Genomic DNA, 14,922 nt, shown 5'->3' on the forward strand with positions numbered 1-14,922 from the left:
GGTGCGCTCAGCGTCCGTACAGGACCGAGGGCAGCCACAGGCCGATCTCGGGCCAGATGTACAGCAGGAAGATCGCGAGGATCTGGATGCCCATGAACGGGATCATCCCCGCGAAGATCTGGTTCAGCGTCACGTGCGGCGGGCTCACCCCCTTCAGGTAGAAGGCGGACATCGCCACCGGCGGGGACAGGAAGGCCGTCTGCAGGTTCAGCGCCACCAGCAGGCCGAACAGCAGCGGGTCGACCCCGAAGTTGTCCAGCAGCGGCACGAAGATCGGCATGAAGATCACGATGATCTCCGTCCACTCCAGCGGCCAGCCCAGGATGAAGATGATCACCTGCGACAGCACGAGGAACTGCGTCTTCGTGAGGTCCATCGACAGCACCCAGCGCTCCACCAGTTCCTGGCCGCCCAGCAGCGCGAAGGCCGCCGAGAAGATCGCGGAACCCACGAACAGCCAGCACACCATGGCGGAGGTCTTGGCCGTGAGGAACACGCTTTCCTTGACCACCTCGAAGGTCAGTTGCCGGTAGGCGATGGCGAGCAGGAAGCCGCCGAGCGCACCCACGGCGGCGGCTTCCGTCGGCGTCGCCAGCCCCAGCACGATGGAGCCGAGCACCGCCAGGATCAGCACCATCAGCGGGAAGAAGCTGGTGAGCAGCATCTTGAACACTTCGAGCCGCGCGAACGTGAGCAGGGCGTAGAAGATCGCGAACAGCGCCGCGAAGATGGCGAAGGTGATCCACCATCCGCGCGAGGCCTCGCGTTCGCCGTTGGTCGCACCCGCCTTCGCATCCGCGCCCGGAGGCTCCTGCACGCCTGCGGCAGCCGGGGGCTCCTGGACGGAACCGGGCGGCTCGGCCACGCCACCGGCGGCGGGCGGCTCGGACACACCGGTGGACGCAGCCGGTGGTTCCGACACGCCGCCTGCGGCAGGCGGCTCGGACAGGCTGCCGCCTGCTGCCGGCTCTGCCGGAGGTTCGGCCAGTCCACCCGAGGCGGGCGGTTCGGCGAGCCCGCCGGAGGCGGCGGGAGGTTCCGCCAGCCCGCCGGCAGCCGGCGGCTCGGCCAGGCCGGACGAAGTGCTGCTGCGCTGCGCGGGTGCGCCTTCGCCCATGCGCGTGAGGTTCTCGTAGGTCGCCTCGGCCTCCAGCGGCTCCGTCACGAGCTTGTAGCTCCAGAGGGAAGCGAACACGAAGAGCAGCAGCGGCGCGACCGCGAGCGCGAGCTGGCGCACCAGGTAGCCGGTGGGCACGTCCTGGTTGCGCTTGCCCTTGAGGGCGGCGACCAGGCCGAGGACCGCGTGCTGGCGGCCGTCCGGGTTGGTGATCTTCTGCGTGAGCGGCGGCAGCGGGACGAACCGGTCTTCCGCGGACAAGGGCGGCGCCAGCGAGGGCTTGACCTTGGCCACGATGATCACGAACAGCACGTACAGGCCCGCGAGCATCAGGCCGGGGAAGAACGCGCCCGCATAGAGCTGCACCACCGACACGCCGGCGGTGGCGCCGTAGACGATCAGCAGCACCGAGGGCGGGATCAGGATGCCGAGGCAGCCGCCCGCCGTGATCGAGCCGGCGGTGAGGCGCACGTTGTAGCCCGCCTTCAGCATCGCCGGCATCGCGAGCAGCCCCATCAGCGTGACGACCGCGCCGACGATGCCGGTGGCCGTCGCGAAGATCGCGCAGGTGACCAGCGTCGCCACGGCGAGCGCGCCGGGCAGCCGTGCGAGCGCCAGGTGGATGCTGCGGAACAGGCGCTCGATCAGGTTCGCCCGTTCGACGATGTACCCCATGAACACGAACAGCGGGATCGCGATCAGGACGTCGTTGCCCATCGTCTTGAACGTCGCCTGCACCATCAGGTCCAGCGTGTGCGTCGTGTTCCTGCCGTATGCGAGCCAGGTGAAGATCATCCCCATGCCCATCAGCGTGAAGGCGGTGGGGAAGCCCAGCATGATCGCCACGACCACCAGCGACAGCATCAGCAGGCCGATGTGGCCGCGCTCGATGGTGTCGACGGCGATCAGCATCCAGAGGGCGGCGATCACGATCACCGCCATCAGCCCGAAGCCGAACCAGAGTTCCTTGCGGATCTTCACAGCGGGCCACCTCCACGTTCGGCCGGCGGGGCGGCGAGTTCGGAGTGCGGGTCCGCATGGACCATCGCCTTGAGCTTGTCGACGTCGACTTCCTCCACGTCCTGCTCGCGAGAGGGCCACTGGCCGTCACGGATGCAGATCACGCAGCGCGCGATCTCCACCAGCCCCTGCAGCAGCAGGATGGCGCCGGCGAAGGGAATGAAGAACTTGAAGGGATAGACCGGGATCGGGTCCGCGTTGAAGGTCGTCTCGCGGATCGCGAGCGACTCGCCGAAGTACAGCCACCCCGCATACGTCATGGCGACCACGCCGGGCAGGAAGAACAGGATGTACAGCACCAGGTCCAGCGACGCCTGCGTGCGCGGCCGGAAGAAGCCGTACAGCACGTCGCCGCGGACGTGCCCGTTCTTCGACAGGGTGTAGGCGCCCGCCATCATGAACAGGATGCCGTACAGCATGATCTGCACGTCGAGCATCCAGCCGTGCGGTTTGCCGAGCACGTAGCGCGAGAACACTTCCCACGAGATGAGCCCGGTCAGGAGGATGATGGCCCACGCGAACAGCTGCCCGATCCAGGTGGACAGCCGGTCCACGGCCAGTAGTACTTTCTGCATTCTTTTCCTTTGCTCCAGGTCCGTGCCGGCCAAAAAAAGGGCGGCTGCGAATCAGCCGCCCCTGCTCGGCCCCGCGTCGCCTCAGGTCTTCTTGCCGCCGGCGCGGAAGTAGCGGTTCCAGGCCATCTTGTAGTCGACCAGGTAGTCGTTCTGCCACTGGCCCGCGCGCTCGGCATAGGCGCGCTGCGAAGCCAGCACCTTCTCGAAGTGCGGGTTCTCCTTGGCCTTGGCGGCGGTCACCTTGTCCCAGGCATCGAGCTGCGCCTTCAGGATGGAGTCGGGCGTCTTGTAGAAGCTGATCTTGTCCTTGGTCTTCAGCTCGATGTAGTCCTTGGAGTTGCGGTCGATCGCCTTCCACGACATGTCGGCGCTGGAAGCCTGCACGGCGTAGTCGATGATCGCCTTGAGCTCGGCGGGCAGGCCGTTGTACTTGCTCTTGTTGAACAGGATCTCGAACTGCTCGCCGGACTGGTGGAAGGACTGCAGCATGCAGTTCTTGGCCACGTCGGGGAAGCCGAGGATGCGGTCGGACGTGGCGTTGTTGAATTCCGCCGCGTCGATCAGGCCGCGGTCCAGCGCGGGCACGATTTCGCCGCCGGGCAGCGGGTTCACCGCGGCGCCGAGTTCCTTGAACACGTCCACGGCCAGGCCCACGGTGCGGAACTTGAGGCCCTTGATCTGCGCCACGTTCGACACCGGCTTCTTGAACCAGCCGAGGGGCTGGCAGGGCTGCGGGCCGTACAGGTAGGACACGACGTCCATGTTGATGGACTTGTAGATGTCGTCCAGCAGCGCCTTGCCGCCGCCGTAGTAGTGCCAGGACAGCACCATGTTCGGGTCCATGCCGAACGCCGGGCCCGAACCCCACAGGGCCAGCGCGGAGTTCTTGCCGTAGTGGTAAGCCACCACGCCGTGGCCGCCGTCGAGCGTGCCCTTGTTCACCGCTTCCAGCAACTGGAAGGCAGGCACCACGGCACCGGAGGGCAGCACCTCGATCTTCAGGCGGCCGCCCGCCATGTCGTTCACCTTCTTGGCGAAGTCGTTGGCGTACTCGTGGAAGATGTCCTTCGCGGGCCAGGTGCTCTGGAAGCGGAACGACGTGGTCTGCGCGACGGCGACCATCGGCGCCGACATGGCACCGGCGGCGACGGCGGCTCCCTTCAGCAGGTTGCGGCGCCGCGTGTTGTTGGTGGCGGTCATGGGCTTGTCTCCTTGCGTTGGAATGAGTGGCAGGCGATCATTGATTCGCTCTGTACAGGGGGTAATAGGGTTTACACGGAGCGCCTACCGGGACAGGACGCCTATTCCTGACGAAGGGCTGTCGACCCTCCCCGATCCCGCATCGTCCAGACAAAACCCAGGAGACATCAACGATGGACAGACGCCATTTCTTCCAAGGAACTGCCGCCGCGGCCGCGACCACGCTCGCCGGCTGCGCGAGCACCGGCACGACCATGGGCATGGGCGGCGGCAAGCCGCTCTTCCAGGTCGCCGATACCTACATTCCCGTCGCGGGTTCCGGCGAGCTCTTCCCGGTGCGGCGCATCTACTGCATCGGCCGCAACTACGCGGCGCATGCGCGCGAGATGGGCTCGGACCCGACCCGCGAACCGCCCTTCTTCTTCCAGAAACCCACCGACGCGATCCAGAACGTCACCCCCGGGCAGGTGGCGGACCATCCGTACCCGACGCTCACGAAGAACTACCACTACGAGGTGGAACTCGTGGCGGCGCTCGGCAAGGGCGGCCGCAACATCCCCGTGGCGCAGGCGCTCGACCACGTCTGGGGCTACACGCTCGGCCTGGACATGACGCGCCGCGACCTGCAGCGCGCGATGGGCGACGAGAAGAAGCCCTGGGAGATCGGCAAGAGCTTCGACCATTCCGCCGTGCTCGGCCCGCTGTATCCCGCTTCGCGGATCGGCCACTTCACGCAGGGCGCGATCTGGCTGAAGGTGAACGGCCAGACCAAGCAGAACGCCAACCTCAACCAGATGATCTGGTCGGTGGCGGAGCAGATCAGCAAGCTGTCGGAAGCCAACGAGCTCTTCCCCGGCGACATCATCTACTCGGGCACGCCCGAGAACGTCGGTCCCGTGGTGCGCGGCGACGTGATGGAGATCCACATCGACAAGCTGCCCAACCTGCAGGTGCGGGTGGTCTGATCCGGAGCGCCCGCGGCGGCGGGTGGCAAAATCGCCGCCATGAACGCCGCCGCTTCTCCTCCCCCCGACCAGCCCCGGCCTGCCGAGGGCTACGCGGGTGACGTGACGCCCGAGCTCGCCTGCCGCTGGTGGCAGGCGGGCGACGCCGTGCTCGTGGACGTGCGCACCGACGCCGAGCGCGAATGGGTGGGCTTCGTGCCGGGCGCGGTGCCGCTCGCGTGGAAGCAGTGGCCGGGCATGCAGGTCGATGCCGCGTTCGGCGACAAGCTGCGCGCGGCCGTGCCGCCCGGCAAGAAGGCCGTGCTCCTGTGCCGCAGCGGCGTGCGCTCCATCGCGGCGGCGAAGCGCGCCACGGAGCTGGGCATCGAGGCGTACAACATCCTGGAAGGCTTCGAGGGCGATGCCGACGAGCAGGGGCACCGCGGCCGCAAGGGCGGCTGGCGCTTCCGCGGCCTCCCCTGGCGCCAGGGCTGAAGCCGGCGTTCCCTTCGAGAAAACACAAGGACTCTTCATGGCAGTCAACCTGGGCGCCCCGCGCGCGGACTCGCTGCACCCCGTCCCGGGCGTGCGCATCGGCGTGGCGGAGGCGGGCATCCGCAAGGCGAACCGCAAGGACCTCGTCGTCTTCCTGTTCGACGAGGGCACGGCGGTGGGCGGCGTCTTCACGCGCAACCGCTTCTGCGCGGCGCCGGTGCAGGTGTGCCGCGAACACATCGCGCGCGGCGACATCCGCGCGATGGTCATCAACACCGGCAACGCGAACGCGGGCACCGGCGAAGACGGCCTGGTGCGCGCGCGCACGACGTGCGTCGCCGCCGCGCGCCTGCTGGAGCTCGCGCCCGAGCAGGTGCTGCCGTTCTCCACCGGCGTGATCATGGAGCCGCTGCCGGTCGACCGCATCGAGAAGGGCCTGCCCGCCGCGATCGCCGACGCGAAGCCGGAGCACTGGCTCAAGGCGGCCGAAGGCATCATGACGACCGACACGCTGCCCAAGGCGTTCAGCCGCCAGGTGCAGGTCGAAGGCGCCACGGTCACCGTCACCGGCATCAGCAAGGGCGCCGGCATGATCCGCCCGAACATGGCGACGATGCTGGGCTTCCTGGCCACCGACGCGCAGGTGGACCCGCGCCTGCTGCAGGAGCTCGCGTTCGAGCTGGCGGAGGGCTCGTTCAACCGCGTCACCGTCGACGGCGACACGTCGACCAACGACTCCTTCGTGGTGGTCGCGACCAACAAGGCGCGGCACCCCGTGATCGGTTCGCTGCACACGCCGGCCGGCCGGGCGCTGAAGGCCGCCATGCTGGAGGTCGCGCGCCTGCTCGCGCAGGCCATCGTGCGCGACGGCGAGGGCGCGACCAAGTTCATCACCGTGCGCGTGCAGGGCGGCAGGACCGCCGACGAGTGCCGGCAGGTCGCGTACGCGATCGCGCATTCGCCGCTGGTGAAGACCGCGTTCTTCGCGAGCGACCCGAACCTGGGCCGCATCCTGGCCGCCGTGGGCTATGCGGGCATCGAGGACCTCGACCAGGCCGGCATCGAGCTGTACCTGGACGACGTGCACGTCGCCACGCGCGGCGGCCGCAATCCCTCGTACCGCGAGGAAGACGGCCAGCGCGTGATGAAGCAGTCCGAGATCACCGTGCGCGTGGACCTGGGCCGCGGCACCGCGGCCGACCAGGTGTGGACCTGCGACTTCAGCCACGAGTACGTGACGATCAACGCCGACTACAGATCCTGATGAGCCAGAACTTCGACGCGCTGATTTCGCGCGCCATGCAGCTCCTCGACCGCCTCGAGGCGGTGCTGCCGCAACCTCTTTCCGCCCCCGACTGGAATGCGGCGATCGCCTGGCGCTACCGCAAGCGCTCCAGCGGCCACGGCGTGCTGGAGCCCGTGAAGCACGTGGCCGGCATCCGCCTGGAGGACCTGAAGGAGATCGACCCGCAGAAGGAGAAGATCCAGCGCAACACGGAGCAGTTCGTGCAGGGGCACCCCGCCAACAACGTGCTGCTCACCGGCGCGCGCGGCACGGGCAAGTCCTCGCTGGTGAAGGCCTGCCTGAACGAATACAGCGGCCAGGGCCTGCGCCTGATCGAGATCGACAAGGCGGACATGGTGGACCTGCCCGACGTGGTGGACATCGTCGCGGGCCGGCCCGAGAAGTTCATGGTGTTCTGCGACGACCTCTCCTTCGAGGAAGGCGAGGCCGGGTACAAGGCGCTGAAGTCCATCCTCGACGGGTCGGTCGCGGCATCGACGCCCAACGTCCTGATCTACGCCACGAGCAACCGCCGCCACCTGCTGCCCGAGTACATGAAGGAGAACCTCACGTACACGCACACGGACGATGGCGAGGTGCACCCCGGCGAAGTGGTCGAGGAGAAGATCTCGCTGTCCGAGCGCTTCGGGCTGTGGGTGAGCTTCTATCCCTTCAGCCAGGACGAGTACCTGCACATCTGCGCGACGTGGCTGGAGCACTTCGGCGTGGCGAAGGCCGACATCGAGGCGGCGCGTCCGCAGGCCCTCGTGTGGGCGCTGGAGCGCGCCTCGCGCAGCGGCCGCGTCGCGTACCAGTTCGCCCGCGACTACGCGGGACGGCACCACGCGTGAGCGGCGTGCTGGTTGCCGACGGGGACCGTCCGCGCGAGGGTGGTCCGGACCGCAAGGAAGTGGAAGTCGCGGTCGGCGTGTTGATCCGCGCGGACGGCGCCTTCCTCCTCACCTCGCGCCCGCCGGGCAAGGTGTACGAGGGCTACTGGGAATTCCCCGGCGGCAAGGTCGAACCCGGCGAGACCGTCGAACAAGCCTTGCGCCGCGAGTTGCAGGAGGAGATCGGCGTCACGATCGGCCCCGTGCATCCCTGGCGCGTGGAACGCGTCGACTATCCGCACGCGCTCGTCCGCCTGAACTTCTGCAAGGTCTACGAATGGACCGGCGAGCTGCACATGCACGAAGGGCAGCAGTGCGCGTGGCAGCAGCTGCCCGTGCAGGTGCAGCCGGTGCTGCCGGGGACGGTGCCGGTGCTGAAGTGGTTCGCGGAAGAACGGGGTTTCGCGGGGGCGACGCACGCGGTCTGAAGACGGACATCCGAACGCAAAGGGCGCAAAGGTTTCGCAAAGGTCGCTAAAGGAATACCTTCAAAGGATTTCTTTGCGACCTTGGCTGTTCTACTTTTGCGTCCTTTGCGTTCGGATGTCCGCTTTACTGCTCCTTCGGATCACCGAACGGCAGGTCGTCCGGCGGCGTCTGGTCCGGCACGCGGAAGTTCTCGCTGGCCCAGTCGCCGAAGTCGATGTTCTTGCAGCGCTCGCTGCAGAACGGCCGGAACGGATTGCTGGGGGCGTAGACGCTGTCGCCGCCACAGGCAGGGCAGCGCACGATGCGGGGCTTGTCGGCACGCGTGGCCATGTCAGGCGCAGAGCGTCAGCTCGAAAGGCGTGTTGTCGCTGCTGGGCACCAGCTTGTCGTTGTCCTGCCGCATGAGGCGCACGGACACGATCAGGCGGTTGCCGCTGATCTCGGGCACCAGCCCCAGCGAGGGGTCGATGCGCAGGCGCAGCAGCTGGAAGGTCTTGCCCTGGGGCAGCGTCTGCTGCAGCTGGCCGCCGGTGGCCATGACCTTCTGCGGCATGCCCGAATCGCGCAGCAGCTTCAGCAGCAGGTGGATCGATTCCGCCAGCGGCGCCAGCGTGTTCGCCCAGCGCTCCAGGTCGGCGCGGCGCGCTTCGGCCGGATGGTGCTGCCAGGCGTAGTAACCGGGCAGGTCGAATTCGCAGGTGCCGCCCGGGATGCCGGCGCGGCTGCGGATGCTCATGAGCCACTCGTTCTCGGTGAGGGGCTGGCCCGCCTTGCCGGGCGTGCCGTTCACGGTGCTGAAGCAGGACTCCAGCTGGCCGATCACGTCGTCGAGCACCCTCTCCGAAATCGCCGGGTTGCCGCGGTAGCCATTGAGCACCTGCTTCTGCCGCTCCAGGTCCTTGAGCACGTCGGACTTGAGGTCCGCGCGCGCGGCCACGTCCATCACCTCGAAGATGGTGGCGAGCGCGTAGTGGTGGTCCAGCGGGTGGCTGCGGGGAATCAGCTCGCCCAGGCGGCGGAACAGGTGTTCCAGCCGCAGGTACGTCCGGATGCGTTCGTTGAAGGGGTATTCGTAGAGGATCACCGGCGGGCGTGGACTGCGGACAACAGGCGGCAGGGCGCCATCATAGCCCGAAGGTCCGTGCCGCCTGTTCCACTTCGTTCCGCAGTGCTTCCAGCGTCAGCCCCTCGTTGCAGATCACGAGGTCGGCCGCCGCGAGGCGCAGGGCGCGCGGGGCCTGCGCCGCGATGATCGCCCGGACCTCGTCGGGGGCCAGCCCGCTGCGTGCGCTCACCCGTGCCACCTGCGTTTCGGGCTCGCAGTCGACGACCAGCACGCGATCGAGCTGGTGGCGCCAGCGGCCGGATTCCACCAGCAGCGGAATGTCGAAGACGATGCAGCGGGCGCCGGCGGCCAGCGCCGCGTCGACCTGCCGCGCGATCTCCTCGCCCACGAGCGGATGGATGATCTGTTCCAGCTCGCGGCGCGCCTCCGGGTGGGCATACGCGCGCTCGCGCATGCGGCCCCGGTCCAGGGCGCCGTCGGCGGTGACGAAGTCCGGGCCGAACTTCTCGCGGATGGCGGCGATGGCCGCTCCGCCCGCCGCGGTGGTCGCCCGCGAGATCGCGTCGGCGTCGATGGCCGCGGCGCCCAGCGCCTGCAGCATGCCGAGCACGGTGCTCTTGCCGCTGCCGATGCCGCCGGTGAGGCCGATGCGCGCGGCCATGGCGTGGTCAGCGGACGCCGAAGGGGAAGGCGAAGGGCAGCAGCAGGGGCACGGCCGCCGGGCTCAGGGCCAGCGACAGCAGGCCCGCACCCGCCAGGTAAGGGCCGAAGGGCATCGGGATGTCCTTGTTGGCCAGCTTGCCCACGAACAGCAGCAGGATGCCGATCGCGGCGCCCACGATGGAGGACATCAGGATGATCGCCACCAGGTAGGGCGCGCCCAGCCAGGCGCCCAGCGCGGCGAGCAGCTTGAAGTCGCCGTAGCCCATGCCTTCCTTGCCGGTGGCCAGCTTGAACAGCTGGAAGATCAGCCAGAAGACGCTGTAGCCCAGGGCGGCGCCCCAGACCGCGGAGGACAGCGACACCGTCCAACCCATCGAGGAGGCGAGCAGGCCCAGCCAGAGGAGGGCGTAGTTCAGGTCGTCCGGCAGGATCTGCGTGTCCATGTCGATCAGGAACAGGCAGATCAGGAGCGCCGCGAACGCGGCCCAGGCCGCGGCCTGGATGCCGAGGCCCCAGCGCCAGGCGCACAGGAAGAAGAAGGCGCCGGTCACCAGCTCCACGATGGGGTAGCGGACGCTGATGCCCTTGCTGCACGAGGAGCAGCGGCCGCGCAGCGCGAGCCAGCTCACCACCGGGATGTTCTCGTACCAGCGGATCTGGTGGCCGCAGTGCGGGCAGCGCGAGCGCGGCACCACCAGGTTGAAGGGCTCGGCTTCCGGGACCGGCTGGCCCTGGAAGTCCGCGCACTCGGCGGCCCATTGCCGCTCGAGCATCAACGGGTAGCGGTAGACGACGACGTTGAGGAAGCTTCCGACCAGCAGGCCGAAGAGGGCGGCGATGATCGCCGCCTCGAGACCGGGAGCCAGGAACATCAGACGACGGAACCGAGCTTGAAGATCGGCAGGTACATGGACACGACGATGCCGCCGATCACGGTACCCAGCACCACGATGATGATCGGTTCCATCAGGCTGGACAGGCCCGCGACCATGTCGTCGACCTCGGCTTCATAGAAGTCGGCGGCCTTGCCCAGCATGTGGTCGATGGAGCCGGACTCCTCGCCGATCGCGCACATCTGCAGCACCATCGACGGGAACACGTTGGCGTTGGTCATGGCCGCGGTCAGGCTGGTGCCGGTGGACACCTCCTGCTGGATCTTCTGCGTGGCCAGCTCGTAGACCGAGTTGCCCGAGGCACCGCCGACCGAGTCGAGCGCTTCCACCAGCGGCACGCCCGCGGCGAACATCGTGGACAGCGTGCGCGTCCAGCGGGCGATGACCGACTTGTAGACCAGGTTGCCGAAGAGCGGCAGCTTCAGCATGAGGCGGTCCATGAACTGCTGGACCTTCTCGTTGCGCTTCCACGCCTGCATGAAGAAGTACAGGGTGCCGCCGATGCCCCCGAAGATCGCCCACCACCACTTGACGAAGACCTCGCTCACGGCGATCACGAAGAGGGTGGGCGCCGGCAGGTCGGCGCCGAAGGAGGTGAACACCTCCTTGAACGCCGGGATCACGAAGATCATGATCACCGAGACCACGACGAAGGCGACCACCAGCACCGCGATCGGGTACATGAGCGCCGACTTGATCTTGGACTTGATCGCCTCGGTCTTCTCCATGTAGGTGGCCAGGCGGTCCAGCAGGCTTTCCAGGATACCGGCCGCTTCGCCGGCCTCCACCAGGTTGCAGTAGAGGTTGTCGAAGTAGATCGGGTACTTGCGGAACGCCGCGGACAGCGAGGTGCCGGTCTCGACGTCCGTGCGGATGTCGTTCAGCAGCTTGGTGACGCTGGGGTTCGCGTTGCCGCGGCCGACGATGTCGAAGGCCTGCAGCAGCGGCACGCCGGCCTTCATCATGGTGGCGAGCTGCCGGGTGAAGATCGCGATGTCCTTCGGCTTGATCTTCGAGCCGGAGCGCATGCGGCGCTTCTTGATCTTGGTGGGGGAGACGCCCTGGCGGCGCAGCGACGCCATGACCTGGTTCTCGCCCGCGGCGCGCGTCTCGCCGCGCACCTGCTTGCCGTTGCGATCGCGGCCCTCCCACTCGAAGACGAATTCGCTGACCTTGGTTGCTGCGGTGGCCATCTGGGTTCCTCTCGACTTTCCGCTTTTCTCGGTGTTATTCGTTGGTCACGGCGAGGACTTCCTCCAGCGAGGTCAAGCCCAGCCGCACCTTGTGCAAGCCCGATTCCCGCAGGCTGCGGACGCCTTCCTTGCGCGCCTGCTCCGCGATCTCGAGGGCGCTGCCGTCGGCGAGGATGATGCGCTGCATGTCCTCGCTGATCGGCATCACCTGGTAGATGCCCACCCGCCCCTTGTAGCCGTTGTTGCACGCGGAGCAGCCCACCGGCTGGTAGGGCGTCCAGGTGCCGTCCACTTCCTCTTCCTTGAAGCCCGCCTCGATCAGGTTCTCGTACGGGATGTCCAGCGGCTTCTTGCACTGCGCGCACAGGCGGCGCGCCAGGCGCTGCGCGGTGATCAGGATGACGGACGACGCGATGTTGAAGGGCGCGATACCCATGTTGCGCATCCGGGTCAGCGTGGTCGGCGCGTCGTTCGTGTGCAGCGTGGACATCACCAGGTGGCCGGTCTGGGCGGCCTTGATGGCGATGTCGGCGGTTTCCAGGTCGCGGATTTCGCCGACCATGATGATGTCCGGGTCCTGGCGCAGGAAGGACTTGAGCGCGGCCGCGAAGGTGAGGCCCGCCTTGTCGTTCACGTTCACCTGGTTGATGCCCGGCATGTTGATTTCCGCCGGGTCTTCCGCGGTGGAGATGTTCACGCCCGGCTTGTTCAGCAGGTTCAGGCAGGTGTACAGCGACACCGTCTTGCCGGAGCCGGTCGGGCCGGTCACCAGGATCATGCCGTAGGGGCGGCCGATCGCCTCCATCAGGCGCGCCTTCTCTTCCGGCTCGTAACCCAGCGCGTCGATGCCGAGGCGGGCGGAGCTGGGATCCAGGATACGGATCACGATCTTCTCGCCGAAGAGCGTGGGCAGCGTCGAGACCCGGAAGTCGATCACGCGGTCGGCGCTGATCTTCAGCTTCATCCGGCCGTCCTGCGGCACGCGCTTCTCGGAGATGTCCATGCGGGAGATCACCTTGATGCGGGAAGCCAGCTTGTCCTTGATCGCGATCGGGGGCGAGGCGATCTCGCGCAGCTCGCCGTCGATGCGGAAGCGCACGCGGTACTGGTGCTCGTACGGCTCGAAGTGCAGGTCGGATGCGCGCGCGCCGATGGCGTCGAGCAGCATCTTGTGCAGGAACTTGACGACGGGGGCGTCGTCGACGTCGGAGGTGGCGCCCTGGTCGTCGTCGGCGTTCGTCGCGTCCATGCTGGACTCGTCGAACTCGAAGTCGTCGCCGATGATGCTGTCCATCGCCTCGGTGGTCGAGGTGCCGATGGTCTCCACCATCTTGGTCAGCTTGTCGTACTCCGCGATGATCCAGTCCACGCCCATCTGCGTGGCGAACTTGATCTTCTCGGCGGCGGCCTGGTCGGACGGGTCCGCCGTGGCGCAGATCAGCCGGTTGTTGCGCTTGGACAGGACGACGATGCGGAAGTCCTGGCAGATCTTTCCGTCCAGCAGGCCCTTCGGCAGCCGGTTCGTGTCCAGCGCGTCCAGGTCCAGCACGGGCGCGCCGAAGGCACTGGACATCGTGTGGGCCAGGTCCGCCGGGGACACGGCGCCCGAGCCGGTGAGCTCCGCGATGAAGCTCGTGCGGTTGGACTGGGCCTTGCGGTAGATGTCCTCGGCGGCCTTCTGCCCCAGCTTGCCCGCGGAAACGAGGGCGCGGCCGAGGCCGGGGAGGGCGACGGCGGAGGCTTCGGTGAAGGGATCGACAGCGGCCATGGAGTGCGTTCAGGCGGCCGGAAACGCGTCCGGCCAGAGGGAAATCAGTTTCCGATCATCCCGAAAAGCCGAGTTGGTGTAAATGCGCAAGCTCTTTGAGAAGCACCGGCGTTGGTAGGAAGTCACGGGTAGCGGATGATGCACCCGTTTTGCAAGTGCTTGTTACCCGTGGCGCGCCTCAGCGGTTGCCCTGCGGGGATGGGCGGCGAGAGCGAAAACGGCGCGCTCTTGCGTGCCGTTGCGGATGCGTCCGGCCCCAACGAAAACAGCACCTTGCCGCGGTGCTGTCCGGGACGCAAAAACGAAAACAGCACCTTGCGGTGCTGTCTTCGTGTGTGTGTCCTGGTCGGGGTGAGAGGATTCGAACCTCCGGCCTCTACGTCCCGAACGTAGCGCTCTACCAGGCTAAGCTACACCCCGATTTCCGTTGCTCCCGCGTGCCTGAGGGTCCTCAGTTGCGCCGTGCGAGCAGCGAAGCCGCCAATTGTAGCAAAGCCTGAGCATGCTCATTCGACGGCAGCTGTTCGGCAGCTGACATCGCGCGTTTTGCTTCCGCGGCAGCGGCCTCGTGGGCCACTTCGAGCGCACCGGTGGCGCGCACGATTTCCACCACGTGATCGAGTTCTTCCAGCGCGCCCGTCTCCACCGCGCGGCGGATCAGGTCGCGCTGCTGCGCGCTGCCGCGGCGCATCGCCGCGATCAGGGGCAGCGTGACCTTGCCTTCGCGCAGGTCGTCGCCGAGGTTCTTGCCCATCTCCTCCGCCGCGCCCGCGTAGTCCAGCACGTCGTCCACCACCTGGAAGGCGGTGCCGAGCGCCTGGCCATATTCGGCGCAGGCGTCCTCCAGCGGCCGCGGCACGCCGGCGAGCACGGCGCCCAGGCGGGCGCTCGCCTCGAACAGCTTGGCGGTCTTGGAGCGGATCACCTGCAGGTACGCCGACTCGTCGAGGTTCGGGTCGTGCATGTTCATCAGCTGCATGACCTCGCCCTCGGCGATCACGTTGGTCGCGTCGGCCAGGATCTCCATCACCCGCACGTCGTGCGCGTCCAGCATCATCTGGAAGGCCCGCGAGTAGAGGAAGTCGCCCACCAGCACGCTGGCGGGGTTGCCGAAGTGCTCGTTCGCCGTGGGGCGGCCGCGGCGCAGGGTGGACTCGTCCACCACGTCGTCGTGCAGCAGCGTCGCCGTATGGATGAACTCCACCACGGCGGCCAGGTTGAAGCGCTGCGCTCCCCGGTAGCCGAGGGCGCCGCAGATCAGCAGCAGGAGGGCGGGGCGCAGGCGCTTGCCGCCGGAGGAGATGATGTAGCGCGAGACTTCGCCGACCAGGGGAACGCCGGAGTCCAGCCGGCGTCCGATGACGGCGTCCACCTCGCGCATGTC

15 protein-coding genes and 1 tRNA gene are annotated in these 14,922 nt (G+C 67.6%); 5 read left to right on the forward strand and 11 right to left on the reverse strand.

The genetic code is table 11. The features are described from left to right. Window positions 1–7 precede the first annotated feature (7 nt). The 3 genes from H8N03_RS03070 to H8N03_RS03080 form a co-directional block, all read right to left on the reverse strand. Complete coding sequence (locus H8N03_RS03070; RefSeq protein WP_187074642.1) at window positions 8–2,098, reverse strand: TRAP transporter large permease subunit; 2,091 nt, start codon at window positions 2,096–2,098, stop codon at window positions 8–10. Further along, a complete protein-coding gene (locus tag H8N03_RS03075; protein ID WP_187074643.1) occupies window positions 2,095–2,712 on the reverse strand; it encodes a TRAP transporter small permease subunit in 618 nt (205 codons plus the stop codon). Before H8N03_RS03075 ends, H8N03_RS03070 begins: the two co-directional genes overlap by 4 nt. A gap of 81 nt (window positions 2,713–2,793) precedes the next feature. Then, window positions 2,794–3,912 (reverse strand): TRAP transporter substrate-binding protein, encoded by a 1,119-nt coding sequence (locus tag H8N03_RS03080; RefSeq protein ID WP_187074644.1) that lies wholly within the window; start codon window positions 3,910–3,912, stop codon window positions 2,794–2,796. Between the two features lie 173 nt (window positions 3,913–4,085). Here H8N03_RS03080 and H8N03_RS03085 point away from each other — a divergent pair, with 173 nt between their 5' ends. From H8N03_RS03085 to H8N03_RS03105, 5 genes are read left to right on the forward strand one after another with little or no spacing between them, the layout of a single operon-like run. Further along, complete coding sequence (locus tag H8N03_RS03085; protein WP_187074645.1) at window positions 4,086–4,877, forward strand: fumarylacetoacetate hydrolase family protein; 792 nt, start codon at window positions 4,086–4,088, stop codon at window positions 4,875–4,877. A 39-nt stretch (window positions 4,878–4,916) separates the two neighbouring features. Next, window positions 4,917–5,351 carry a rhodanese-like domain-containing protein gene (locus H8N03_RS03090; protein ID WP_187074646.1) on the forward strand — a complete coding sequence of 145 codons (435 nt, stop codon included), beginning with the start codon at window positions 4,917–4,919 and terminating at the stop codon, window positions 5,349–5,351. Window positions 5,352–5,388: 37 nt separating this feature from the next. Further along, window positions 5,389–6,615, forward strand: coding sequence for a bifunctional glutamate N-acetyltransferase/amino-acid acetyltransferase ArgJ (gene argJ, locus H8N03_RS03095; RefSeq protein WP_187074647.1), 1,227 nt, complete (start codon window positions 5,389–5,391; stop codon window positions 6,613–6,615). After that, entirely contained in the window at window positions 6,615–7,487 is an 873-nt protein-coding gene (locus H8N03_RS03100; RefSeq protein WP_187074648.1) for an ATP-binding protein, read from the forward strand. Before argJ ends, H8N03_RS03100 begins: the two co-directional genes overlap by 1 nt. Window positions 7,488–7,492: 5 nt before the next feature. Continuing rightward, window positions 7,493–7,954: an NUDIX domain-containing protein gene (locus H8N03_RS03105; RefSeq protein WP_187075200.1), complete on the forward strand. Its 462-nt coding sequence runs from the start codon at window positions 7,493–7,495 to the stop codon at window positions 7,952–7,954. 124 nt (window positions 7,955–8,078) lie between these two features. On the opposite strand, the gene H8N03_RS03110 is transcribed toward H8N03_RS03105, so the two are convergent. The 8 genes from H8N03_RS03110 to H8N03_RS03145 all read right to left on the reverse strand — a co-directional run bounded on the left by H8N03_RS03110 (window position 8,079) and on the right by H8N03_RS03145 (window position 14,919). Beyond that, window positions 8,079–8,285 (reverse strand): DNA gyrase inhibitor YacG, encoded by a 207-nt coding sequence (locus H8N03_RS03110; RefSeq protein WP_187074649.1) that lies wholly within the window; start codon window positions 8,283–8,285, stop codon window positions 8,079–8,081. A 1-nt stretch (window position 8,286) separates the two neighbouring features. Beyond that, window positions 8,287–9,039: a cell division protein ZapD gene (gene zapD / locus H8N03_RS03115; protein WP_187074650.1), complete on the reverse strand. Its 753-nt coding sequence runs from the start codon at window positions 9,037–9,039 to the stop codon at window positions 8,287–8,289. Window positions 9,040–9,079: 40 nt separating this feature from the next. Next, window positions 9,080–9,682 (reverse strand): dephospho-CoA kinase, encoded by a 603-nt coding sequence (gene coaE, locus H8N03_RS03120; protein WP_187074651.1) that lies wholly within the window; start codon window positions 9,680–9,682, stop codon window positions 9,080–9,082. Window positions 9,683–9,689: 7 nt separating this feature from the next. After that, window positions 9,690–10,556: a prepilin peptidase gene (locus H8N03_RS03125; RefSeq protein ID WP_187074652.1), complete on the reverse strand. Its 867-nt coding sequence runs from the start codon at window positions 10,554–10,556 to the stop codon at window positions 9,690–9,692. Then, window positions 10,556–11,770 (reverse strand): type II secretion system F family protein, encoded by a 1,215-nt coding sequence (locus H8N03_RS03130; RefSeq protein ID WP_187074653.1) that lies wholly within the window; start codon window positions 11,768–11,770, stop codon window positions 10,556–10,558. Before H8N03_RS03130 ends, H8N03_RS03125 begins: the two co-directional genes overlap by 1 nt. Window positions 11,771–11,804: 34 nt before the next feature. Beyond that, a complete protein-coding gene (gene pilB, locus H8N03_RS03135; RefSeq protein WP_187074654.1) occupies window positions 11,805–13,538 on the reverse strand; it encodes a type IV-A pilus assembly ATPase PilB in 1,734 nt (577 codons plus the stop codon). A gap of 343 nt (window positions 13,539–13,881) precedes the next feature. Next, window positions 13,882–13,958 (reverse strand) — tRNA-Pro (locus H8N03_RS03140). A gap of 31 nt (window positions 13,959–13,989) precedes the next feature. Next, window positions 13,990–14,919 (reverse strand): polyprenyl synthetase family protein, encoded by a 930-nt coding sequence (locus H8N03_RS03145; RefSeq protein WP_187075201.1) that lies wholly within the window; start codon window positions 14,917–14,919, stop codon window positions 13,990–13,992. Between the last annotated feature and the right edge of the window lie 3 nt (window positions 14,920–14,922).

Source organism: Ramlibacter cellulosilyticus, from assembly GCF_014297465.1.
GTDB classification, from domain to species: domain Bacteria; phylum Pseudomonadota; class Gammaproteobacteria; order Burkholderiales; family Burkholderiaceae_C; genus Ramlibacter; species Ramlibacter cellulosilyticus.

What these genes read in the sequence shown, in the direction of transcription:
- H8N03_RS03075 (WP_187074643.1), bottom strand. Translation starts at nt 2,712, where the DNA reads ATGCAGAAAGTACTACTGGCCGTGGACCGGCTGTCCACCTGGATCGGG.
- H8N03_RS03145 (WP_187075201.1), bottom strand. Translation starts at nt 14,919, where the DNA reads ATGCGCGAGGTGGACGCCGTCATCGGACGCCGGCTGGACTCCGGCGTT.
- coaE (WP_187074651.1), bottom strand. Translation starts at nt 9,682, where the DNA reads ATGGCCGCGCGCATCGGCCTCACCGGCGGCATCGGCAGCGGCAAGAGC.
- H8N03_RS03125 (WP_187074652.1), bottom strand. Translation starts at nt 10,556, where the DNA reads ATGTTCCTGGCTCCCGGTCTCGAGGCGGCGATCATCGCCGCCCTCTTC.
- H8N03_RS03090 (WP_187074646.1), top strand. Translation starts at nt 4,917, where the DNA reads ATGAACGCCGCCGCTTCTCCTCCCCCCGACCAGCCCCGGCCTGCCGAG.
- H8N03_RS03130 (WP_187074653.1), bottom strand. Translation starts at nt 11,770, where the DNA reads ATGGCCACCGCAGCAACCAAGGTCAGCGAATTCGTCTTCGAGTGGGAG.
- H8N03_RS03110 (WP_187074649.1), bottom strand. Translation starts at nt 8,285, where the DNA reads ATGGCCACGCGTGCCGACAAGCCCCGCATCGTGCGCTGCCCTGCCTGT.
- H8N03_RS03080 (WP_187074644.1), bottom strand. Translation starts at nt 3,912, where the DNA reads ATGACCGCCACCAACAACACGCGGCGCCGCAACCTGCTGAAGGGAGCC.
- pilB (WP_187074654.1), bottom strand. Translation starts at nt 13,538, where the DNA reads ATGGCCGCTGTCGATCCCTTCACCGAAGCCTCCGCCGTCGCCCTCCCC.
- H8N03_RS03085 (WP_187074645.1), top strand. Translation starts at nt 4,086, where the DNA reads ATGGACAGACGCCATTTCTTCCAAGGAACTGCCGCCGCGGCCGCGACC.
- H8N03_RS03100 (WP_187074648.1), top strand. Translation starts at nt 6,615, where the DNA reads ATGAGCCAGAACTTCGACGCGCTGATTTCGCGCGCCATGCAGCTCCTC.
- argJ (WP_187074647.1), top strand. Translation starts at nt 5,389, where the DNA reads ATGGCAGTCAACCTGGGCGCCCCGCGCGCGGACTCGCTGCACCCCGTC.